16 protein-coding genes and 3 tRNA genes are annotated in these 21,693 nt (G+C 70.6%); 9 read left to right on the top strand and 10 right to left on the bottom strand.

Annotated elements, in window-relative coordinates; all coding sequences use genetic code 11:
- Positions 1–6: 6 nt before the first annotated feature.
- The gene (locus HLK59_RS30130; RefSeq protein WP_171144706.1) at positions 7–1,542 is read right to left on the bottom strand and encodes a M28 family metallopeptidase; all 1,536 of its coding nucleotides are present in this window, start codon (positions 1,540–1,542) and stop codon (positions 7–9) included.
- Between the two features lie 326 nt (positions 1,543–1,868).
- Between HLK59_RS30130 and HLK59_RS30125 the strand changes: the two genes are divergently transcribed.
- The 3 genes from HLK59_RS30125 to HLK59_RS30115 all read left to right on the top strand — a co-directional run bounded on the left by HLK59_RS30125 (position 1,869) and on the right by HLK59_RS30115 (position 6,465).
- Positions 1,869–3,134, top strand: coding sequence for an FAD-dependent oxidoreductase (locus tag HLK59_RS30125; protein WP_171144705.1), 1,266 nt, complete (start codon positions 1,869–1,871; stop codon positions 3,132–3,134).
- 29 nt (positions 3,135–3,163) lie between these two features.
- On the top strand, positions 3,164–5,065 hold the full coding sequence (gene dnaG / locus HLK59_RS30120; protein WP_171144704.1) for a DNA primase: 1,902 nt from the start codon (positions 3,164–3,166) through the stop codon (positions 5,063–5,065).
- A gap of 104 nt (positions 5,066–5,169) precedes the next feature.
- Positions 5,170–6,465, top strand: a complete 1,296-nt coding sequence (locus HLK59_RS30115; RefSeq protein WP_171144703.1) for an RNA polymerase sigma factor — start codon at positions 5,170–5,172, stop codon at positions 6,463–6,465.
- A 74-nt stretch (positions 6,466–6,539) separates the two neighbouring features.
- Here the strand turns inward: HLK59_RS30115 and HLK59_RS30110 are convergent, their stop codons facing one another.
- The 4 genes from HLK59_RS30110 to HLK59_RS30095 all read right to left on the bottom strand — a co-directional run bounded on the left by HLK59_RS30110 (position 6,540) and on the right by HLK59_RS30095 (position 12,224).
- Positions 6,540–8,468 carry an ABC transporter ATP-binding protein gene (locus HLK59_RS30110; RefSeq protein WP_171144702.1) on the bottom strand — a complete coding sequence of 643 codons (1,929 nt, stop codon included), beginning with the start codon at positions 8,466–8,468 and terminating at the stop codon, positions 6,540–6,542.
- Entirely contained in the window at positions 8,468–10,201 is a 1,734-nt protein-coding gene (locus HLK59_RS30105; RefSeq protein ID WP_171144701.1) for an ABC transporter ATP-binding protein, read from the bottom strand. Before HLK59_RS30105 ends, HLK59_RS30110 begins: the two co-directional genes overlap by 1 nt.
- Positions 10,202–10,362: 161 nt before the next feature.
- Complete coding sequence (locus HLK59_RS30100) at positions 10,363–11,802, bottom strand: FGGY family carbohydrate kinase (RefSeq protein WP_171144700.1); 1,440 nt, start codon at positions 11,800–11,802, stop codon at positions 10,363–10,365.
- Between the two features lie 116 nt (positions 11,803–11,918).
- Positions 11,919–12,224, bottom strand: a complete 306-nt coding sequence (locus HLK59_RS30095; protein WP_171144699.1) for a YtxH domain-containing protein — start codon at positions 12,222–12,224, stop codon at positions 11,919–11,921.
- A 145-nt stretch (positions 12,225–12,369) separates the two neighbouring features.
- Between HLK59_RS30095 and HLK59_RS30090 the strand changes: the two genes are divergently transcribed.
- The 3 genes from HLK59_RS30090 (at position 12,370) to HLK59_RS30080 (ending at position 12,778) form a co-directional block, all read left to right on the top strand.
- Positions 12,370–12,442 (top strand) — tRNA-Asn (locus tag HLK59_RS30090).
- Between the two features lie 6 nt (positions 12,443–12,448).
- Positions 12,449–12,521 (top strand) — tRNA-Asn (locus tag HLK59_RS30085).
- A 180-nt stretch (positions 12,522–12,701) separates the two neighbouring features.
- Positions 12,702–12,778: transfer RNA gene (locus HLK59_RS30080), tRNA-Ile, on the top strand.
- Positions 12,779–12,823: 45 nt separating this feature from the next.
- On the opposite strand, the gene HLK59_RS30075 is transcribed toward HLK59_RS30080, so the two are convergent.
- Positions 12,824–13,510 carry an anti-sigma factor antagonist gene (locus HLK59_RS30075; RefSeq protein WP_171144698.1) on the bottom strand — a complete coding sequence of 229 codons (687 nt, stop codon included), beginning with the start codon at positions 13,508–13,510 and terminating at the stop codon, positions 12,824–12,826.
- Positions 13,511–13,646: 136 nt separating this feature from the next.
- Here HLK59_RS30075 and HLK59_RS30070 point away from each other — a divergent pair, with 136 nt between their 5' ends.
- A complete protein-coding gene (locus HLK59_RS30070; RefSeq protein WP_171144697.1) occupies positions 13,647–13,997 on the top strand; it encodes a helix-turn-helix domain-containing protein in 351 nt (116 codons plus the stop codon).
- Positions 13,998–14,054: 57 nt separating this feature from the next.
- Here the strand turns inward: HLK59_RS30070 and HLK59_RS30065 are convergent, their stop codons facing one another.
- Both HLK59_RS30065 and HLK59_RS30060 read right to left on the bottom strand, forming a co-directional pair.
- The gene (locus tag HLK59_RS30065; RefSeq protein WP_346779845.1) at positions 14,055–16,448 is read right to left on the bottom strand and encodes a M4 family metallopeptidase; all 2,394 of its coding nucleotides are present in this window, start codon (positions 16,446–16,448) and stop codon (positions 14,055–14,057) included.
- 239 nt (positions 16,449–16,687) lie between these two features.
- Positions 16,688–17,560 carry an LLM class flavin-dependent oxidoreductase gene (locus HLK59_RS30060; protein ID WP_171144695.1) on the bottom strand — a complete coding sequence of 291 codons (873 nt, stop codon included), beginning with the start codon at positions 17,558–17,560 and terminating at the stop codon, positions 16,688–16,690.
- Positions 17,561–17,760: 200 nt separating this feature from the next.
- Here HLK59_RS30060 and HLK59_RS30055 point away from each other — a divergent pair, with 200 nt between their 5' ends.
- Complete coding sequence (locus HLK59_RS30055) at positions 17,761–18,114, top strand: STAS domain-containing protein (protein WP_171144694.1); 354 nt, start codon at positions 17,761–17,763, stop codon at positions 18,112–18,114.
- On the top strand, positions 18,111–19,034 hold the full coding sequence (locus HLK59_RS30050; RefSeq protein WP_171144693.1) for an anti-sigma factor RsbA family regulatory protein: 924 nt from the start codon (positions 18,111–18,113) through the stop codon (positions 19,032–19,034). The genes HLK59_RS30055 and HLK59_RS30050 overlap by 4 nt, the downstream gene beginning before the upstream one ends.
- Before the next feature lie 24 nt (positions 19,035–19,058).
- On the opposite strand, the gene HLK59_RS30045 is transcribed toward HLK59_RS30050, so the two are convergent.
- On the bottom strand, positions 19,059–20,462 hold the full coding sequence (locus tag HLK59_RS30045; protein WP_171144692.1) for a GAF domain-containing protein: 1,404 nt from the start codon (positions 20,460–20,462) through the stop codon (positions 19,059–19,061).
- An 87-nt stretch (positions 20,463–20,549) separates the two neighbouring features.
- On the bottom strand, positions 20,550–21,593 hold the full coding sequence (locus tag HLK59_RS30040) for a rod shape-determining protein (protein ID WP_171144691.1): 1,044 nt from the start codon (positions 21,591–21,593) through the stop codon (positions 20,550–20,552).
- Positions 21,594–21,693: the final 100 nt, after the last annotated feature.

The following is a 21,693-nucleotide window of genomic DNA, read 5'->3' as shown; positions in this document are numbered from 1 at the left end:
GGGTGGCTACTCCGCGAGCTTGTCGTGCTCGGGGTGCAGGCCGCCGCCGCTGCCGTCGCCGCCCGTGGTGGGCGTGGCCACGACCGGTGCGGTGAGGGAGCTCAGGTCGTGGGCGTAGGTGCCCACCGCGTTGGCGATGACATCGATGTTGATGCCGAACGCCTTCATGTTGATGTTCTTCAGGTCGTCGCACTTCTCGTGGTAGCACGAGTCGTACGCGACCCCGGCGGTGCCGCCGTACAGCGCGGCCTGAGCCTCGGTCTTGATGCCTTCGGCGCCGGTGAAGGTGCCGCCGGAGGGAATGCCGACCGCGATGAACGGCCCGTAGTCGGAGCGGCCGCTGAAGTCGGTGCCCTCGTGCGGCTCGCCCTCGGAGTCGAGGAACGCGTTGATGTCGCGCTCCAGCTGCGCCGACCCCTCGGGGCCGGGGCCCGCACCGGTGGCGTCCGAGTCGTCGCCGTCGTACACGAACTGGGCGTAGTTCGGGGAGGCGATCATGTCGAAGTTCAGATAGAGCTTGATCTGCGCCCGCTGCTCCGCGGTGAGCCGCTCGACGTAGGACTCGGAGCCGACCAGACCGAGTTCCTCGGCCGACCAGAAGGCGAACTTCACCTTGTTGCGGGGCTGTTTGCCGTGCCGGGTGTGGTCGGCGAGCTCCTCGGCGACCTCCAGGATGCCGGCAGAGCCGGAGCCGTTGTCGTTGATGCCGGGGCCCTCGGTGACGGAGTCGAGGTGGGCGCCGAGGAACACGGTGTTGTCCGCGTCGCCGCCGCGGGTCTCCGCGACGACGTTGCTCGTCGTCCGGGTCTCGATCAGCTGGCGGACCTCGAAACTGATGGTGACCTCGCCCGCGGCGACCTCGGCGGCGAGGGCCTCGCCCTCGGCCTGGCCGAGTCCGGCGGTCGGGATCCTGCCGCTGGCGGCGTCGCCGAGGGTGCCGGCGAGGACGCCCGAGGTGTTGTTGTAGATGATCGCGCCGACGGCGCCCGCCTCGGAGGCGACGATCTGCTTCTGCGCGAAGGTGCAGCCGCCGCGCTTGATCAGGGCGACCTTGCCGGTGAAGGCACCGGCCGCGTAGTCACCGGCCTCACAGCCCGGAGTGGCGTCCACGGTGGCGGCCGCGAGCGTGGCCGTGATGCCGCCGACCGGCGTCGACTTGGTGTACGACATCGCCGAGATGCCGAGGTCGCGCGGTGTGGGCGAGATGACGGAGGCCTTCTCGGCGAGGGTCTCGATGTACTCGAAGTCGAAGGTGTCGTACGAGACCTTGTAGCCCGCCTTCTTCAGCACCTTGTAGACGTACTGGGCCGACTTGTCGTGGCCCGGTGTGCCCGCCGCGCGGTTGCCGCCGTTGGCGTCGGCTATGGCTTGCAGCGCCTTCAGGTGTTTGTACGCGTCCTTCGCGGACGACTCCCTGACCAGCGTCTTCGAGAGCTTCCTGGCGTCCTTGGCCGGGTCGCCGTGGCCGCCGTGGGCGCCGGCTGTTCCGGCGGAGGCGATCAGCAGCGGTGTCGCGAGTGCCGTGGCGGCGATGACCGCCACGGCTCTGCGCGAGCGGGTCGATCTCTTGGATGCCGACCTCTTGGATGATGCGTTCACAGACGTCCTTCCCCAGGGATGTGCGAACGAGGTGGGAGGGACGGTAGCGAGCTACGGGAGCCGCGAGAAGAGGTCCTCATTACCTGGAGTTGGCCCTTCCGGTTGTGTGCGCCCAGCTGACCGGGTACTCGTGGGACATGTGTGCCACGAGTGACGTGAAACGAGCCCGAATGTGACCCTCCGTGGCCTGATCGGGCCACTCCCTCTTCCCCCATCACGCTCCGTGCGGGACGCTCCCGTATGGCGGCACCTTTAAGAGGAGGCATCAAGTGGTCGACGCGGATCAGACTTTCGTCATCGTCGGAGGCGGTCTCGCCGGCGCCAAGGCGGCCGAGACGCTCCGCGCGGAGGGCTTCACCGGCCGCGTGATACTGATCTGCGACGAACGCGATCACCCCTACGAGCGCCCGCCCCTGTCCAAGGGCTATCTGCTCGGCAAGGAGGAGCGCGACAGCGTCTTCGTGCACGAGCCCGCCTGGTACGCGCGCAACGACGTCGAGCTGCACCTCGGCCAGACCGTCGACGCGATCGACCGCACGGCGAAGACGGTCCGCTTCGGCGACGACGGCACGCTCGTGCACTACGACAAACTCCTCCTCGCCACCGGCGCGGAGCCCCGCCGCCTCGACATCCCCGGCACGGACCTCGCGGGCGTCCACCACCTGCGCCGCCTCGCCCACGCCGAACGGCTCAAGGGGGTGCTGGCCGCGCTCGGCCGGGACAACGGCCACCTCGTGATCGCCGGCGCCGGCTGGATCGGCCTGGAGGTCGCGGCGGCGGCCCGGGAGTACGGCGCCGAGGTCACCGTCGTGGAGCCCGAGCCGACCCCGCTGCACTCCGTCCTCGGCCCCGAGCTCGGCGGGCTCTTCGCCGACCTCCACCGGGAGCGCGGCGTCCGCTTCCACTTCGGCGCGAGGCTGACCGAGATCGTCGGCCAGGACGGCATGGTGCTGGCCGCCCGCACCGACGACGGCGAGGAGCACCCGGCGCACGACGTCCTCGCCGCGATCGGCGCCGCCCCGCGCATCGCCCTCGCCGAGGCCGCGGGCCTGGAGATCGCCGAGCGGGCGTACGGCGGCGGGGTCGTGGTCGACGAGCGGCTGCGCACCTCCGACCCCGACATCTACGCCGCCGGCGACGTGGCCTCCTTCCACCACGCCCTCTTCGACACCAGGCTGCGCGTCGAGCACTGGGCCAACGCCCTCAACGGCGGCCCCTCGGCGGCCCGCGCGATGCTCGGCCGCGACCTCGCCTACGACCGCGTGCCCTATTTCTTCTCCGACCAGTACGACTTGGGGATGGAGTACAGCGGCTGGGCGCCCCCGGGGTCGTACGACGAAGTGGTGATCCGGGGGGACGCGGGAAAGCGTGAGTTCATCGCGTTCTGGGTGAAGGAGCGCCGGGTGCTCGCCGGGATGAACGTGAACGTGTGGGACGTCACAGAGCCGATCCAGCAGCTGATTCGCTCGAAGACACAGGTGGACACGGAGGTGCTGGCGGACCCGCGCGTTCCGCTCGAAAACCTCGTCTCATGAGTGTCGGTTCTGCCCCGTAGACTCACCTCGTGGCAGGACGGATCAACGACGAGGACGTGAAGGCGGTACGGGACGCGGTCCCGATCGACGCCGTGGTGTCCGAGTACCTCCAGCTGCGGAACGCGGGTGGCGGCAACCTCAAGGGCCTGTGCCCCTTCCATGACGAGAAGTCGCCGTCCTTCCAGGTCAGCCCCAGCAAGGGTCTCTTCCACTGCTTCGGCTGCCAGGAGGGCGGCGACACCATCACGTTCGTGATGAAGGTCGACCACCTCACCTTCTCGGAGTCGGTCGAGCGCCTCGCCGGACAGGCCGGCATCACGCTGCGTTACGAGGAGGGCGGCTACAACCCGTCCCACCAGCGCGGTGAACGGATCCGACTGGTCGAGGCCCACAAGGTCGCCGCCGACTGGTACGTGGAACAGCTCGCCACCAGCCCCGAGGCCGACACCGGCCGCAAGTTCCTCGCCGAGCGCGGCTTCGACCAGTCCGCCGCCGAGCACTTCTCCGTCGGCTACAGCCCCCAGGGCTGGGACCACCTCACCCGCTTCCTGCGCGGCAAGGGCTTCACCGACAAGGAACTCCTGCTCTCCGGCCTCTCCCAGGAGGGCCGCCGCGGCCCCATCGACCGCTTCCGCGGCCGCCTGATGTGGCCGATCCGCGACATCGGCGGCGAGGTCGTCGGCTTCGGCGCCCGCAAGCTCTACGAGTCGGACACCGGCCCCAAGTACCTCAACACGCCCGACACGGCGATCTACAGGAAGTCCCAGGTCCTCTACGGCATCGACCTGGCGAAGAAGGACATCGCCAAGGCGTCCCGCGCGGTCGTCGTCGAGGGCTACACCGACGTCATGGCCTGCCATCTGGCCGGCGTGACGACGGCGATCGCGACCTGCGGCACCGCCTTCGGCGGCGACCACATCAAGATCCTCCGCCGGCTCCTCATGGACAACGGCTCGGCCCGCGTGATCTTCACCTTCGACGGCGACGCGGCCGGCCAGAAGGCGGCCCTGCGCGCCTTCGAGGACGACCAGAAGTTCGCCGCCGAGACGTACATCGCGATCGCCCCCGACGGCATGGACCCCTGCGAGCTGCGCCTCGCGAAGGGCGACGAGGCGGTGGCCGAGCTGGCCGAACCCCGCACCCCGCTCTTCGAGTTCGCGCTCCGCCAGATCGTCGTCCGCTACGACCTGGACACCCCGGCGGGCCGAGCCGCCGCCCTGGACGAGGCCGCCCCGATCGTCGCCCGCATCAAGAACAGCGGCGCCCAGCACGAGGTCGCCGTCCAGCTCGCCGGCATGCTCGGCATCCTCGACACCCAGTTCGTCGTCAAGCGGGTGGCCCAGCTGGCCCGTTGGGCCCGCGACCGCGGCGGCAAGGGCCCGGCGCCGGCCGCCCGCGGCCCGCAGCAGTACGACTCCGCGCCCCGGACCCAGGCCTCAGGACCCGCCCTCAACCTCCGCAACCCCGTCTACGCCACCGAGCGCGAGCTCCTCAAACTCGCCCTCCAGCGCCCCGAGCTGGTCTCCCCGGCCTTCGACGCGTACGGCATCGACGAGTTCACCGCCGCGCCCTACGCCGCCGTACGCCAGGCGATCATGGAGGCCGGCGGCGCCGAGTACGGCGTACAGGACTCCCAGGACTACCTCGTGAGAGTCCGCGAGGCCGCGCCCGACGACACGGTCCGCGCGATGGTCACGGAGCTGGCCGTCGAGGCGATCATGCGCAAGACGGTCGACGAGATCTACGCGGGCGTACAGCTGGTGGCGGTCCGCCGCCGCGCCGTGGAGCGCCGCATCATCGACATCCAGTCCACCCTCACCCGGCTCGGAACCCACGGAGATCCGGCACAACTGGCCGGGGTACAGAACGAATTGTGGGTACTCCAGCAGTACGACCAGGCGCTGCGCGGACAAGGAGCCGCAGCTCTCTGAGGGGTTCGCGTCCGTCAGGGTAACCACCCGGTCACGGACCGGACTCAAAAAGTCACCGCACGCCCCTCGTGGCGGCGATGTGTCGTACTCCACACTGGGTTCCGGTGCCTGAGTCCTCGGAGCGCGGCCGATCCGTCCCCAACGGGTCCCAGACCCCCGCGGTTCCGCTCATCGCGTACGGGACGGACAGCGGCGAGGCCGCCGACTCCGCCCCCGAAACAGCGCTGCCGCGTAATTCTGCAGCGATCATCCTGGAGGTCGCCCCCGTGCAGACCCAGACCCTCAACAAGACCGACGCCAGTACGGACGGCGCGGAGCCGGATCCGGAGACCGACGTTCTCACCGCGGTCCCCCCGCAGAACCGTGTCGTGCACCACCCCGAGGCGGAGCCGGAAGAGCCGCCGGCCGACGCCCTGGAGACCGCGGAACCCGCCGAGCCGGTCGAGGTTCCCGAGCCGAAAAGCCGCAGCCGCGCCGCCGACAACAGCGGACCCTCCTCCGACCTGTTCCGTCAGTACCTCCGCGAGATCGGCCGTATCCCCCTGCTCACCGCGGCCGAGGAGGTCGAGCTGGCCCGCCGCGTCGAGGCGGGTCTCTTCGCCGAGGAGAAACTCCTCAACACCCCCGACCTCGACAGCCAGTTGGCGCTCGACCTGGACCGCATCGTCGTCATGGGCCGGATGGCCAAACGCCGGCTCATCGAGGCGAATCTGCGGCTCGTGGTGTCGGTGGCCAAGAGGTACGTCGGCCGCGGCCTGACCATGCTCGACCTGGTCCAGGAAGGAAACCTGGGCCTGATCAGGGCCGTCGAGAAGTTCGACTACGCCCGCGGCTACAAGTTCTCGACCTACGCGACCTGGTGGATCCGCCAGGCCATGTCCCGGGCTCTCGCCGACCAGGCCCGGACCATCCGCGTCCCGGTCCACGTCGTCGAGCTGATCAACCGGGTCGTCCGGGTGCAGCGCCGCATGCTGCAGGAACGCGGCTACGAACCGACCCCGGAAGAGGTGGCCACCCACCTCGACCTCGCCCCGGAACGGGTCAGCGAGGTCCTGCGCCTGGCCCAGGAGCCGGTCTCCCTGCACGCCCCGGTGGGCGAGGAGGACGACGTGGCCCTCGGCGACCTCATCGAGGACGGCGACGCGACCTCGCCGGTCGAGTCGGCGGCGTTCCTGCTGCTCAGGGAGCACCTGGAAGCGGTGCTGTCTACTTTGGGCGAGCGGGAGCGGAAGGTCGTACAGCTCAGGTACGGCCTGGCTGACGGCCGCCCGCGCACCCTGGAGGAGATCGGCCGGATCTTCGGCGTGACGCGGGAACGGATCAGGCAGATCGAGTCCAAGACGCTGAACAAGCTGAGGGACCACGCATTTGCGGATCAGCTGAGGGGTTATCTGGACTGACGCAGGGTGCGGGTGCGTGGGGGCTGGTCGCGCAGTTCCCCGCGCCCCTGGGTGGGTCCAGCCCCCTGCACGAATCAGTCCACCTCGGCCACCGCCTGCGCGAACTGCGCCTTGTACAGCCGCGCATACGCCCCGTCCGCCGCCAACAGGTCCCCGTGCGCGCCCTGTTCCACGATCGAGCCGTTCTCCATCACCAGGATCGTGTCCGCGTCCCGGATCGTGGAGAGCCGGTGCGCGATCACGAACGACGTCCGCCCGTGCGCCAGTTTCGCCATCGCCTTCTGGATCAGCACCTCGGTCCGGGTGTCGACGGACGACGTCGCCTCGTCGAGGACCAGGATCACCGGGTCGGACAGGAACGCCCGCGCGATGGTGATGAGCTGCTTCTCACCGGCGCTGACCCCCGAGCCCTCGTCGTCGATCACGGTGTCGTACCCGTCGGGCAGCGTCCGGATGAACCGGTCCGCGTGCGCGGCCCGCGAGGCCTCCTCGATCTCGCCCCGGGTGACCTCCCGCGAGGCCCCGTACGCGATGTTCTCCGCGATCGTGCCGCCGAACAGCCAGGTGTCCTGCAACACCATGCCGATACCGGCCCGCAGCTCGTCCCGGGACATCCGCGCGATGTCGACCCCGTCGAGGGTGATGCGTCCGCCGGAGACGTCGTAGAAGCGCATCAGCAGATTGACCAGCGTGGTCTTGCCCGCGCCCGTCGGACCCACGATCGCGACCGTGTGCCCCGGCTCCACCTTGAGCGACAGATCCTCGATGAGCGGCTTGTCGGGGTCGTACCGGAAGGACACGCCCTCCAGCGCCACCCGCCCCCGCAGCTCGGCCGGCCGCTCGCCCGGCATCGGGTCGGCCTCCTGCTCCTCCGCGTCGAGCAGCTCGAAGATCCGCTCGGCCGAGGCGACCCCGGACTGCACCAGGTTCGCCATGGACGCGACCTGTGTCAGCGGCATCGAGAACTGCCGCGAGTACTGGATGAAGGCCTGCACATCACCGATGGACAGCGAGCCGGAGGCGACCCGCAGGCCACCCACCACGGCGACCAGCACATAGTTCAGGTTCGACACGAACATCATCAGCGGCTGCATGACCCCGCTGTTGAACTGCGCCTTGAACCCGGCCTCGTACAGCGCGTCGTTCTGCTCGGCGAACTGCTTCGCCGACTCCTCCTGCCGCCCGAACACCTTCACCAGGGTGTGCCCGGTGTACATCTCCTCGACATGCGCGTTGAGCTTGCCGGTGGACCGCCACTGCTGCACGAAGTGCGGCTGCGACCGCTTGCCGATACGGGTGGCGACGACGAACGACAGCGGCACGGTGACCAGCGCGACCAGCGCCAGCAGCCAGGACACCCAGAACATCATCGCGAGCACCCCGATGATGGTGAGCAGCGAGTTGATGAGCTGGCCCATCGACTGGTTGAGGGTCTGCCCGATGTTGTCGATGTCGTTGGTCGCCCGGGACAGCACCTCACCGCGCTGCCGCTTGTCGAAGTACGACAGCGGCAGCCGCGACAGCTTCGTCTGCACGTCCTCGCGCATCCGGAACATCGTCCGGTTGACGACCCGGTTCACCAGCCGCGTCGCCACCAGCATCAGCAGCCCGGCGACCACGAACACGAAGAGCGCCATCAGCAGGACGTTGCCGACGGCGCCGAAGTCGATGCCCTCGCCGGGGGTGAAGTCCGTGCTGCGGAGCATGTCGGCGACCTGGCCGTCCCCGCGCTCCCGCATCGCCTGGAGCACCTGCTCCTTGGAGGCGCCGGGCTCCATCTGCCGTCCGACGATGCCCGCGAAGACCAGGTCGGTGGCCTCGCCGAGGATCTTCGGCCCGACGACCGACAGACCCACGCTCACGACCACGCAGAGCACCAGCGCGTAGACCGTGAACCGCTCCGGACGGAACTGGGCCATCAGCCGCCGCCCCGACACCTTGAAGTCCATCGACCGGTGATCGGGGCCGGTCCCGGCCATCATGCGCCCCATGGGCCCGGCCATCAGGCAGCCTCCGCTTCCGTGAGCTGGGAGAGCACGATCTCCCGGTAGGTCTCGTTGTCCGCCATCAGCTCGTGGTGCCGGCCGGTGCCGACGACCCGTCCCTCGTCGAGTACGACGATCCGGTCGGCGTCCCGGATGGTCGCCACCCGCTGGGCGACGATCACCACGGTCGCCTCGGCGGTCTCCCGGGACAGGGCCGCGCGCAGGGCCGCGTCGGTGGCGTAGTCGAGAGCGGAGAAGGAGTCGTCGAAGAGGTAGATCTCGGGCCGCTGCACGAGCGTACGGGCGATGGCGAGCCGCTGGCGCTGACCGCCCGAGACATTGGTGCCGCCCTGGGCGATGGGGGAGTCGAGCCCGTTCTCCAGCCGCTCCACGAACTCCTTGGCCTGCGCCACCTCCAGCGCGTGCCACAGCTCCTCGTCCGTGGCGTCCGGATTGCCGTAGCGCAGATTGCTCGCCACGGTCCCCGCGAAGAGGTACGGCTTCTGCGGCACCATCCCGACGGTCCGGGCCAGCAGTTCGGGCTCGATGCCCGCCACGCTCTCCCCGTCGACCAGCACCTCGCCCTCGGTGGCGTCGAACAGCCGGGGCACGAGCCCCAGCAGGGTGGACTTGCCGCTGCCGGTCGACCCGATGACGGCGGTCACCTCACCCGGGCGGGCGACGAGGTCGACGGCCTTGAGCACCGGCTCCTCGGCACCCGGGTAGCGGAAGCCCGCCCCGCGGATCTCCAGATGGCCGTGGCGCCGCAGCTCCAGCACCGGTGCCTCGGGCGGCACCACGCTCGACGAGGTGTCCAGCACCTCCTGGATCCGCTCGGCGCACACCTCCGCGCGCGGCACCATCATGAACATGAAGGTGGCCATCATCACGGACATGACGATCTGCATCAGATAGGCGAGGAACGCCGTCAGATCACCGATCTGCATCTGTCCGCCGTCGATCCGGTGGGCGCCGAACCACACCACCGCGATCGACGACACGTTCACCACCGTCATGACCATCGGGAACATCAGCGCGAGGTACTTGCCGGTGCCCAGCGACATCTCGGTGAGCTCGGCGTTCGCCTGCCGGAAGCGGTCCTTCTCGTACTCGTCGCGCACGAAGGCGCGGATCACCCGGTTGCCGGTGATCTGCTCGCGCAGCACCTGGTTCACGGTGTCCAGGCGTACCTGCATGGCCCGGAACAGCGGGCGCAGCCGCCGCACGATCAAGGTCACGCAGATGCCGAGCACCGGCACGACCGCGACGAGGACCGCGGACAGCGGCACGTCCAGGCCGAGCGCCAGCACGATGCCGCCCACGCACATGATCGGCGCGGACACCATCAGCGTGAAGGTCATCAGGGCCAGCATCTGGACCTGCTGCACGTCGTTCGTCGTCCGGGTGATCAGCGAGGGCGCGCCGAAGTGGCCCACCTCGCGGGAGGAGAAGGACTGCACCCGGTCGAACACGGCGGCCCGCACGTCCCGGCCCAGCGCCGCGGCCGTCCGCGCGCCGTAGTACACGGCACCGATGTTGCACACGACCTGGATCAGCGAGATACCGATCATCAGGGCGCCGAAGGACAGGATGTACCCGGTGTCGCCCTTCACGACGCCGCTGTCGATGATGTGCGCGTTCAGCGTGGGCAGGTAGAGGGTGGCGCAGGTCTGGAGGAACTGGAGCACCACCAGGAGTGCGATGGGTTTCCGGTAGGGCCTGAGATAGGTCCGCAGAAGTCGTATGAGCACGCTACGTCTCTCGGAGTCGGCAGGAGGGGGCGTTGGTTGCCCCTGGCCCCTATCGTCGGACACTCCCCCCGCGTTACCTCAACCGATTAAGCCGACAGCGGTGCTTCGTACGGCCTTCCGGGTACAGAAGCGCTGGTTTCCTACCGGTCTCTTACCTTCCGCTACGACCGGAACGCTCCCGGATGCGTCTGCTCCCGCACCGACACGAACTGCTGGCGCACCGCCTGCCCCACCGCCAGCTCCTCGCCGGGCTCCAGGACCTGCGCGGTCGCTCCCTGCCAGGCCGGCGGGTTCCGCGGGTCGAGCGTGCCCTGCGACACACCGAGCGCCCAGGCGGCCTGCCGGGCGGCGCCGAGCGCCGCGTAGTCGGCGGGCTGCGGTACGACGACCTGCGTCCCGAAGATCGACGGGGCCGCCGACTGCACGGCCGTCAGCTCGGCCGCCGCCCCCAGCAGAAAGACCCGCCGCACCTCCACACCGCGTCCGCGCAGCACATCGAGCGCGTCGGCGAGCCCGCACAGCATGCCCTCGAAAGAGGCCCGCGCCAGATGCTCCGCCTTCATCGACTCGCGCCGCAGCCCGGCCAGCGTCCCGGCGGTGTGCGGAAGACTCGGCGTCCGCTCGCCCTCCAGATAGGGCAGCAGTACGAGGCCGTGGGAGCCCGGCGTCGACTTCATCGCCAGGTCGGACAGGCTCTCCAGGTCGGACAGCCCGAGCAGCTCGGCGGTGCCGCGCAGGGTCCGTACGGCGTTCAGGGTGGTGACGACCGGCAGGTGCATGCCGGTGGCGTCGGCGAGGGAGGTGATCATCCCGGTGCTGTCGACGAGCGCCTCGGGGTGCACGGCCATGACGGAGCCGGAGGCCCCGAGCGAGACGACGGCGTCGCCGAGTCCGATCCCCAGCCCGAAGGCGGCGGCCATCGTCTCGCCGGTCCCGGCGGAGATCAGCAGCCCCTCCGGTGTCGTACCGGCCGCGTCGGACGGGCCGATCACCTCGGGCAGCATGGCCTGGTGACCGAGCGCCAGCTCGACGAGGTCGGTGCGGTAGCCGCCGGTGGCGGCGGACCAGTAGCCGGTGCCGGAGGCGCCACCGCGGTCGGTGGTCCGGCGGACCGGCCGGCCCAGGAGCTGCCACACCAGCCAGTCGTGGGCCTGGAGGAGGACGGCGGTACGGGCGGCCGCGTCGGGCTCGTTCTTGACCAGCCAGCGGAGCTTGGTGACGGGCTGGGCGGCCTGGGGCACGCATCCCACCGCCTGCGCCCACGCCTCGCGCCCGCCGAGCGCGTCGACCAGATCGGCCGCCGCGACCTGGGCGCGCTTGTCGCCGCCGACGAGTGCGGGGCGCACGGTGTTGCCCTGGGCGTCCAGCGGCACGACGGCGTTCTGCTGGGACGACACGCCGATGGCCTGAACGCCTTCGAGGAGACCGCCGCCGGCCGCCTCGCCGAGGGAGAGGAGCCAGGCCTGGGGGTCGACGTCGGAGGGGCGGCCTTCCACCGGATGCTGGGCATACCCCTGTTTGAGCACGGCACCGGTGTCCGCGTCACAGACGACGATGCGAGTGAAATCGGGCGAACTGTCCAGCCCGGCGACTATCCCCATGGCGGAAATTCTATGGGCCACGCGCCGTGGGGTGCGCGGGCGCTTCCGGGCGCGGGCGCGTCGTGGCCGGTCGCGCCGTTGCCGGCACCCCCAGGTCGGTCGCCCTCGCCGCCGTTCTAGGTGTTGCTGGTGCCCCAGTCGTCCTCTGCCGCCCCGTTCGTGTTCCTGTCCCGCAGGGAGCGCACCCGCTGGGTCACCGACGCGGGGACCCGCTCGCCGACCTTCTCGCTCACCGCGTGGTACGCCTTGCCCGCGAACTGGCGGCCCTGCTGGGCGGCCGACTCGGCGGTGTTGCGGACCGCGGGGTTCTGGGACACCTGGCGTGCCGACTTCTTCAGCTGTTCGTAGCGTTCCCGTCCGGCGCGGGTGCCCAGCACGTAACCCAGTGCCAGCCCGGCGACGAACGTGAGCTTGTAGCGCATGGAGGCCACCCTTCCCTCGTGTAGGTCGCTGCCAGGGGGGAACCGATTGGCGGAGCACCCCCCTGCTTGCGCTAATGTATGTGTCGCAGCGAACGCCCGCCCCCTGGCGAATACCCAGGGAGTCACGTTCGATGCAACGAGGCATTCCTCCGTAGCTCAATTGGCAGAGCAGCCGGCTGTTAACCGGCAGGTTACTGGTTCGAGTCCAGTCGGGGGAGCTTCGATCTTCCGTAGCTCAATTGGCAGAGCAGCCGGCTGTTAACCGGCAGGTTACTGGTTCGAGTCCAGTCGGGAGAGCATGTTGAACAAGGACCCCCGAAGGGGTCCTTTTTCATGTGATCACCCTCGCCCCGGGAACCGCGCAGGTCACAGCGGAGTCCTTCAGGGCATGCGAAGTCGACCATACGAAGCAGGAGATCGTATGAGCGGCTATGCTGCGGCAGACGGCGCGCACACATGTACGCGACACGCCGCGATGGGGCGGTAGCTCAGCCGGTTAGAGCAGCGGACTCATAATCCGTCGGCCGTGGGTTCGAGTCCCACCCGCCCCACCAGTAACGTGTCTTGACTCGCGGAAACGTATCGCCGCCAGGCTCGGCTCACTCCGCCTCCTCCGTCCGTCCGCGTGTGGCGATGACCTGGGTGACGGCCGTGGAGAGTTGAGTGCGGGTCGCCTCGGGCAGGGCTTGGGCGTGGATGGAGTTCACCAGCTGCTGGGCCGTGCGGTGGAGTTTGGTGTTGGTGTTCTGGGAGGTCGTCACCAGGACGTGCCAGGCCTCCTCCGCGGTGAGGGTGAAGGTGGCCATCAGGATGCCGCGGGCCAGATCGATGAGCCCCCGGGTCTGCATCGCCCGCCGCAGCTGTACGACCTCGACCCGCGCGGCGTCCTCTTCCTGGTCCGCGTCGGCCTCCGGGTCGAACAGGGGCAGTGTGCCGGTGAGTGTGAACACCCGTGCGGCGGCCGGGCTGATGGTGTGGATCGTGACCGTCTTGGACTGGTCCAGGGCCTGTTGCCGGATCCCCAGCAGGGCGTTGAGCCCGGAGCAGTCGCAGAACTCGACGCCGCCGAGGTCCAGGTCGATGCCCTTGCCGGAGTCCGTGAGCGCCGAGCGCAGGGCCCGCTGGAACCCCTGGTCCGCGGAGAGGTCGAGATCGCCGCGCACCGTGACCACCGTCCGGTCCCCGTCCGCGCGGGCGCAGACCGTCAGGCGTGCCGTGCCGCCGTGACCGGCGAGGCTCGTGCATCCGTTGGCTGGCCCGCCGCAGCAACGCGCCGACTTCGGCATGGTCCTCTCCCCAGGGCTGGGAACACCCGCGTTTCCGACGCCACCAGATTCGCCCGCACACAGAGTCACGTCAAGAGATACGTGAAATTGGCTTCGTGTATTTTCATGCGTGAATCTCTAGGCGTACGATGCGCTCATGAGTGGAATGACGGAGCCGCACGCGGGGTGGACGTTCATCACCAACCATGCGCGGGTACTGGCGGCCATCGCCGAGAACCAGAGCGCGCGGGTGCGGGACATCGCCGCCCATTGCAGACTCACGGAGCGCGCCGTCCAGAAGATCATTTCCGATCTGGAGCAGAGCGGATACCTGTCCCACACGCGTGAGGGACGCGGCAACACATACCGCATCGCGCAGGGGAAGATTCTGCGCCACCCCGCCGAGGCCGGGCTCACCGTCGCCTCGCTGCTCGCCCTGCTCGCCCAGGTGGACGGCCACCACGAGGCCGCGCCCCCTGTCGGCGGGGTCGCGGCCGAAGAGGTGTGAGCACACGCGCGGCGACGCGGGCCCGGACGGGGCCCGCGTCGCTGTGTGCGGGGAGTGTCAGCCGGTCGTCACGGCCGTGTCGTCCACGACGAAGCTGGTCTGGAGCGAGGAGTCCTCGACACCGGTGAACTTCAGCGCGACGGTGGTGCCCGCGAAGGCCGACAGGCTGAAGGACTTCTGGACGTAGCCGCTGGCCGCGTTCAGGTTGGAGTAGGTGGCCAGGGTGGTCGATCCGGCGGTGACCGTCAGCTTGTCGTACTGGGTGCTGGTGGTGGTCTCGGCCGTGTCGATGTGCAGGTAGAAGGTGAACGTGGTGGCCGTGCAGCCGCTCGGGATGGTCACCGACTGGGAGAGCGTGTCGGTGTGGGTGGAGCCGTAGCCGTCCAGCCAGGCCTTGTACGAGCCGGTCCGGGCCGCCTGGCTGCTGGAGCTGGTGATGACACCGCTGGTGGCGGTCCAGGTGGTGCTGCCCGACTCGAAGCCCTGGTTGCCCAGGAGCTGGGTCGAGGTGCAGCTGCCGCTGCCGCTGGAGCTGACCGTCCAGGTGAAGGAGGCGGTCCCGGTCGCGCCCGTGCTGTCGGTCACCGTGACCGTCGTGCTGTACGTGCCCGCGGTCGTCGGGGTGCCGGAGACGGCGCCCGTGGAACTGCTGATCGACAGGCCGGTCGGCAGGCCGCTCGCCGCGTAGGTCAGCGAGCCGCTGTTGGTGCTGCTGGCGCTGATCTGGAGGCTCACCGCGGTGCCGACGGTCGAGGACTGGCTGCCCGGGTTGGTGACCGTGACGCCGGTCGTCGGGACCGTGATGTGGCTGCCGACGTTGATACCGGCGAAGGCGTTGCCGACCCCGGCGTACTGCGTGGAGCTGGTGCCGTACAGGTCGGCGGCCGCGCTCAGCGCGGCGGTGCGGGCGCCCGAGTACGAGGTGCTGGACGTCATGTACGTCGTCAGCGCCCGGTACCAGATCTGCAGGGCCGCGGCCCGGCCGATGCCGGCCACCGCGACGCCGTCGGAGGTCGGGCTGTTGTAGGTGACGCCGTTGATGGTCTTGGAGCCGCTGCCCTCGGAGAGCAGGTAGAACATGTGGTTGGCGGGGCCGGAGGAGTAGTGGACGTCGAGGTTGCCGATGCCCGAGTACCAACTGTCCGCCGACGAACCGTCCTTGTCGGGCTCGTCCATGTAACGCAGCGGCGTGCCGTCGCCGTTGATGTCGATCTTCTCGCCGATGAGGTAGTCGCCCACGTCGGTCGAGTTGGCCGCGTAGAACTCCACGCCGGTGCCGAAGATATCCGAGGTCGCCTCGTTCAACCCGCCGGACTCACCCGAGTAGTTGAGGTTCGCGGTGTTGGAGGTGACGCCGTGGGTCATCTCGTGGCCGGCCACGTCGAGCGAGGTCAGCGCGTGGGTGCTGCTGGTGCCGTCGCCGTAGGTCATGCAGAAGCAGTCGTCGTCCCAGAAGGCGTTGACGTACGCCGTGCTGTAGTGGACGCGCGAGTAGGCGGCCACGCCGTCGTTCTTGATGCCGCTGCGGCCGAAGGTGTTCTTGTAGAAGTCCCACGTCGTCTGGGCCCCGAAGTGGGCGTCCACGCCCGCTGTCTGGGTGTTGGAGCCCGAACCGGTGCCCCAGGTGTCGTCCGTGTCGGTCATCAGGGTGCCGGTGCCGGACGTGCCGTTGTTGAGGGTGTACGTCTTGTGGCCGCCGCGCGTGGTGTCGTACAGCTGGTACGTCGAACCGGACAGCGTGGTGCCGATGGTGACGGTGCCGCTGTACTGGCTGTTGCCCGTGCCGGTCTTGATGGCCTGGTACCGGTAGAGCTCCGCGCCCGTGGCCGCGTCGGTGATGACGTGCAGCTGGCTGGGCGTGCCGTCGTCCTGGAGGCCGCCGACCACCGTCTCCCAGGCGAGCTTGGGGGTGCCGTTGCCCGCCCAGATCACCTTGCGGGCGCTGTCGGTGGTGGGCTTCACGGCGTCGAGGGCCTTGGCGGCCTTGAGCGCCTTGGTCGCGGCGGCGGACTTGGCGAAGGCCGCGGTGGTGGAGGCGACCTTGATGGTCCGCTTGGTGTTGAAGGTGGTGCTCACCGTGCCGGTGGCCTCGGCGGCCGGCGGGGTGTGCACGACCAGGTCGCCGCCGAGGACCGGCAGGCCGGCGTAGGTGCGCTCGTAACGGGTGTGCAGGGTGCCGTCGTTGTCCTTGACGACGTCCTTGACGACCAGCTTCTCCTTCGCGCCCAGGCCGAGCGTGTCGGCCGTGGCCGCGGTCTGCTTGGATGCCTTCTTCAGCAGCGCCGCGTGCTGGGCCGGGGTGAGTTCGGCCTGGAGGCCGCCGGTGCGCAGCGGGCTCGGGTGGGGGGAGGTCTGGGCGGCCGCGGGGACCGTCTGTATGCCGAGGGCCAGCAGCGCGGCGGTGGCCGCGAGGGCTCCGGCTGCGGTCGCCGGGCGGGGGGTACGTCTCACTCTTGCTCCTACTGCGACGGCCGCGTGTCCACGGCCGGTGACAGACCGGGCAGACGGGATGTGCTGTCCGGGTCGAGCTGAGCAGGGCCGTGCGGGAACCTCCGCGCAGGGCATGTGCGGCCGGTGCGCAGAGTGGAGGAAGAGTGACAGATTTGACGGTGGCATGTCATTCGGTCGGGGGTCATTCGAGGGTTATCCCTCTACGACCCCGCTGACCTGTGTGTTTGCTGTGGAGCGGCTTAGCGCTCGGCGGCCTCCAGGACGGCTTCCAGCTGCCGGAGCGGCTCGGGACCGACGAAGCGGAGGACGACGGTGTCGGCGCCGGACGCCCGCAGCGCACCGATCCTCTCGGCGGCCCGCGCCGCGCTGCCGGAGACGGTGAAGACGTCCTCCTGCGGGCGGCCCAGCCACGCGCCGTGCCCCTCGGTGTGCGGGTGCAGGGTCCGGGCCACCTCCTCGGGGTCGTCGCCCACGGCACAGAAGGCGAAGACACTGAGCGTGTGGCCCTCGCCCGCGCCGCCCTTCGCGAGCAGCGCCCGGATGTCCTCCAGATCCCGCGGTCCGTGGCCCTCGGCGATCAGGGTGCCGTCCGCGACCCGCCCCGACAGCTCCAGGGAACGGGGCCGCACCACACCCGCGACCAGCGGCGGCGGCTCGGCGGGCGGGTGGACGAGCCGGATGCCGTCGATCCGCACCTCCCGGCCCTCCGAAGTGACCAACTCCCCATGGAGCAGCGCCCGTACGGCGGTGATCGTCTCCTCCAGCAGGGCCAGCGGAGAGCGCGGCGCGACACCGGCCTGCTCCATCCACTCCCGTACGCCATGCCCGATCCCGGCCACCAGCCGGCCCGGGAACACCCTTGCCAGCGTGGCCAGTTCCATCGCCAGCAGCGCCGGGCTGCGCAACGGCGCCGGTGCGATCCCGATGCCCACCCGCAACCGCCGCGTCGCGCCCAGCGCCACGGCCGCCGCCGACACCCCGCCGTTCCAGCCGAGGTCCTCCACCACCCACAGGTCGTCCGCGCCGAGCGCCTCGGCCTGCCGCGCGAAGTCGGGCAGCCCCTCGGGGGCCCAGTCACGGTCGTATATCACACCGATCCGAAGATTCGTCATACGACGGAACCTACGGTCCGGCCGGGGAACCGATCAACGGGGTGCAGAGCCGGGATCCGGCTTGGTGCCGGAGAGCTGGGAGCGTAGGCGTCGAGGAGTTCCAGGAACCGGAGCCCGGTGGTGCCGAACCCGTGAGGCGGGGATTGACAGGCTCCCGCCCGGGGTACGCGCGTTGTCGTCCACCAACAGGGGGAGACGGCGTGCATCTTCACCACCGACCACCCTCGCGGTCCACCGGTGCGGCACCGCGGCTCGCGGTGTCCGTACTGCGCGGGCGCAGTGGTCTGCGCGCCGCCGGCGAGGTGGGTCATGCCACGCAGGAGATCTGGGAGCGAGCGTTGGAGCAGGCCGTGGGCGCGCGTGCGGACGTGTACCGGCTGGAGCTGTCCGCCGTGACCTTCGTCGACATCGCGGGCGCCGACGCCCTCGCGGCCGCCGCGCGGCGGCTGGAGATGGGCCGACTCCTGGAGCTGCACCGCCCGCCGCCCACGCTGAGCCGGACACTGGACATGTTCTGGCCCGGCCTGTCGGGGATCGAGATGACGCTGTCATGACCACCGCGTTCCTGCACCCCGCCCTCTTCTACCGGGACACCCAGGACTACCTCGCCGGTACGGTCCCCTTCGTCCGCGAGGGCCTCGCGGCGGGTGAACCGGTCGCCGTGGCCGTACCGGGCGACAACCTCCGGCTGATCCGCGACGCGCTCGGCGCCGACGCCGACGCGGTACGGCTCCTGGACATGCGGGAGGCGGGCCGCAACCCCGGCCGGATCATCCCCGGCGTGCTGCGCGCCTTCGCCGACGCCCAGCCGGCCGGCCGCCGGGTGCGGATGATCGGCGAACCGATCTGGGCCGGCCGCACGGCCGACGAGTACCCCGCGTGCGTCCAGCACGAGGCACTGATCAACACGGCCTTCGCGGGCCGGTCCGCGACCGTCCTGTGCCCGTACGACGTCCGCCGCCTCGACGAGCGGGTGCTCGCCGACGCCCGCGCCACCCACCCCACCGTCATCCCGCCCGGCGGCGGACCGGCAGGGGAGAGCGGCGGATACGACCCCGACGCCGTCGTGGCCCGCTACAACGAGCCGCTGCCCGCCGTGGCGGACGTGCTGTCCCTCTGCTTCGACGCCGGATCGCTGTCCGAGGTCCGCCATCTCGCGACCGCCGAGGGCGCCCGGCTCGGGCTGACCGGGATCGCCCTGGAGAACCTCACCCTGGCGGCGGCCGAGCTCACCACCAACAGCGTGGTGCACGGCGGCGGTTCGGGGACGCTGCGGGTGTGGGCCGAGGACGGGTACACGGTGTGCGAGGTACGGGACAAGGGGCGGCTCGCCGATCCCCTGGCGGGACGGCGGCCCGCCGCCCGCGACCAGCGCGGCGGGCGCGGACTGCTCCTGGTCAACCTGATCGCCGACCTCGTCCGGACCCACACCGGTGCGGACGGGACGACGGTGCGCTGCTGGTTCGCGCGCTGACGCCGTCCTTCCGGCCCCCTGGTCTCAGAGCGGCGCCTGCCAGGTCACCGTCGTCCCCGTGCCCGGGTCATCGGCCTCCCCGTCGTCGTACACCGTCAGCCGTACGCCCTCCCGGCCGTCCGGCAGGGTCGCCGTCGCGTCGACCGTGACCTCGATGCGCGAGACACCGGACCGGCGGGACGCGGAGGCGAGGGCGCGGCGCAGGGCGGTGAGCAGATGGCCGGCCGTCCGCTCGGGGACCCGGCTCTCGACCGCGCCGGCGAACTGTGTGGACGGCGCGAAACCCAGCAGGGCCGCCGCCCCCGCCGTCTCCCGGAGCACCTTGCCCCGGAACGTCGTCGGCGCGTCCGCGGGCGGCTGCTGCAAGGCGAAGATCGTCGTACGGACCTCCTGGATGGTCGACTGGAGCTCGTCGACCGCCTTCCCCAGCGTCCCGTGCACGTCGTCCGCCCCGCTGCGGCGCTGGGCGGACTCCAGCATCATGCCGGTGGCGAACAGCCGCTGGACGACGAGGTCGTGCAGATCGCGGGCGATACGGTCCCGGTCCTCGAAGACGGCGAGGAGCTCACGGCTGTGCTGGGCGTCGGCGAGGACCAGGGCGAGCGCGGCCTGCGAGGCGAACTGCGTGGCCAGCAGCCGTTCCACGGAGGTGTACGGGCGGTCGCCGCGCCGGCGGGGCAGGGCGAGGGTACCGATGAGCTGGCCGTCGGCCTGGAGCGGCAGCATCATGCTGGGCCCGAACCGGTGCCGTACCGGAGTCGTCATCCTCGGGTCGGTCGCCGAGTCGTCGATGAACACCGGTTCACCGCCGAGGAGTTGATCGAGGACCGGGCTGCCGGGGGCGATCGTCGTGCCGACGATGTCGCCGGGATCGTCGTACGTCGAGGCGGTCACGATCTCCATGCCGCCCTCCTCGGTGGGCTGGAGGATGACCCCCGCGGAGGCGTCGGCGAGGAGCCGGGCGCGTTCGGCGACCGTGGTGAGCGCGTCGGCCGCGGACCCCTCGCCGAGCAGCGCGGTGGTGACGGCCGCCGCGCCCTCGATCCAGCGCTCGCGCTGCCGGGCCGCCTCGTACAGCCGGGCGTTGCCGATGGCGATGCCGGCCTGGGCGGCGAGGACGTGCAGGAGCTGCTCGTCCTCGGCGGTGAAGGGGTCCTTGCCCTTGTCCGCGAGGTGCAGCGTGCCGAACTCCTCGTCCTGCACCCGGATCGGCACGGTCAGCGAGACGGCCGTGCGCGGGACGGTGCCCGGGGTGCGGAGCTCGATGAGTCCGTCCTGGCCCGGGTCGGCCGTCCCCAGCGCGGCGTACCGGGCGCCGGTGAGGTCGGCGGCGGCGTCCACGATGTGCTGGAGGGTGGTGCGCAGTTCGAGGTCGGTGCCGACGCTGAGGACGGCGTCGAGGAGCGGGGGGAGGGGGTCGTCGGCCATGCGGTCGCTCGCTGTCGGCGTCGGGTGTCGACGTCGGATGTCGGTCTCGGGTGCCGGGTGCCGGGTGCCGGGTTTCGGGTGCCGGCGTCAGTCGCTCAGCGGGTCCAGTGCCAGCGGCTCGATACGGCCCTCCAGCATCGCGCCGAGACCCTCCACCGCGCACACCTCGGGCCGTTCGGCGATGTGCACCGGCATGCCGGTCGCGTGCCGCAGCATCTGGTCGAAGCCGGGGAGCAGCGCGCTGCCGCCGACCATCATGATCCCGCGGTCGGCGAGGTCGGCGACCAGGTCCGGCGGGCAGTCCCGCAGCACCTTGCCGATGCCGTCGAGCACGGCGGTGAGCGGGGTCTGGATCGCGTCGCGGACGGCGGCGGTGTCGACCTGGACGGAGCGGGCGAGGCCGGTGGCGACGTCCCGTCCGTGGATCTCGGTGGAGGCGGGACCCGAGGCGGTGAGGCCGTTGCCGGACAGGGCGAGCTGGAGCGGTCGTACGGACTGGCTCGGCAGCATCAGCTCGTGCTGGTGGCGCAGGTGCTGCACGATCGCGTGGTCCACGGCCTCGCCGCCGACGGGGATGCGGACGGCGTTGACGATCGAGCCGAGGGAGAGGACGGCGACCTGGGTGGCCGCGGCGCCGCAGACGAGGACCATGGTGGCCTCGGGGCGTTCCACGGGCAGTCCGCAGCCGACGGCGGCGGCGATGAGCGTGTCCACGAGTTCGACGCGCCGGGCACCGAGCCCGACCAGGGTCTCGATACAGGCGCGCTGGGCGAGCGGGTCCGCGTCGTGCGGGGTGCAGGCGGCGGCGCGCAGGATCGGCTTGCGGCGCAGCGAGCGGCGGATCTTGTCGCCGAGCAGGTGCCGCAGCATGCGCTGGGCCATCTCGATGTCGACGACCGTGCCGCCGGAGACGGGACGGACGACCCGGATGTAGTCGGGGGTGCGGCCCGTCATCTTCTCCGCGAACTCACCCACCGCGATCAGCGCACCGGTCCGGGTGTTCACGGCGGCCACGGACGGCTGGTCGACGACGACCCCGGCGCCCTTCACGTACACCCGCGTCCTCGCCGCCCCCAGGTCGACGGCGAAGTGGCAGCGACGCAGCTGCTCCAGACTGGCGGTGGCGGTCATGGGCGGGTCCTCCCGAGAGCACAGACCGTGGCCGCGCCGGGTGGCGGGGCCCAGTGGCACCGGCGGGGGCGGTCTGTTAAACCACGCTGAGCCTGCCGAA

Origin of the sequence: Streptomyces sp. S3(2020) (assembly GCF_013044505.1) — a bacterium.
In the GTDB taxonomy this organism is placed as follows: domain Bacteria; phylum Actinomycetota; class Actinomycetes; order Streptomycetales; family Streptomycetaceae; genus Streptomyces.
This window is presented reverse-complemented; position numbering and strand designations above follow the sequence as displayed.

Excerpts from the sequence above, each read along its gene's own strand:
- HLK59_RS30110 (WP_171144702.1), bottom strand. The coding sequence starts at position 8,468 with ATGGCCGGGCCCATGGGGCGCATGATGGCCGGGACCGGCCCCGATCAC.
- HLK59_RS30100 (WP_171144700.1), bottom strand. The coding sequence starts at position 11,802 with ATGGGGATAGTCGCCGGGCTGGACAGTTCGCCCGATTTCACTCGCATC.
- HLK59_RS30095 (WP_171144699.1), bottom strand. The coding sequence starts at position 12,224 with ATGCGCTACAAGCTCACGTTCGTCGCCGGGCTGGCACTGGGTTACGTG.
- HLK59_RS30075 (WP_171144698.1), bottom strand. The coding sequence starts at position 13,510 with ATGCCGAAGTCGGCGCGTTGCTGCGGCGGGCCAGCCAACGGATGCACG.
- HLK59_RS30070 (WP_171144697.1), top strand. The coding sequence starts at position 13,647 with ATGAGTGGAATGACGGAGCCGCACGCGGGGTGGACGTTCATCACCAAC.
- HLK59_RS30060 (WP_171144695.1), bottom strand. The coding sequence starts at position 17,560 with ATGACGAATCTTCGGATCGGTGTGATATACGACCGTGACTGGGCCCCC.
- HLK59_RS30050 (WP_171144693.1), top strand. The coding sequence starts at position 18,111 with ATGACCACCGCGTTCCTGCACCCCGCCCTCTTCTACCGGGACACCCAG.
- HLK59_RS30045 (WP_171144692.1), bottom strand. The coding sequence starts at position 20,462 with ATGGCCGACGACCCCCTCCCCCCGCTCCTCGACGCCGTCCTCAGCGTC.
- HLK59_RS30040 (WP_171144691.1), bottom strand. The coding sequence starts at position 21,593 with ATGACCGCCACCGCCAGTCTGGAGCAGCTGCGTCGCTGCCACTTCGCC.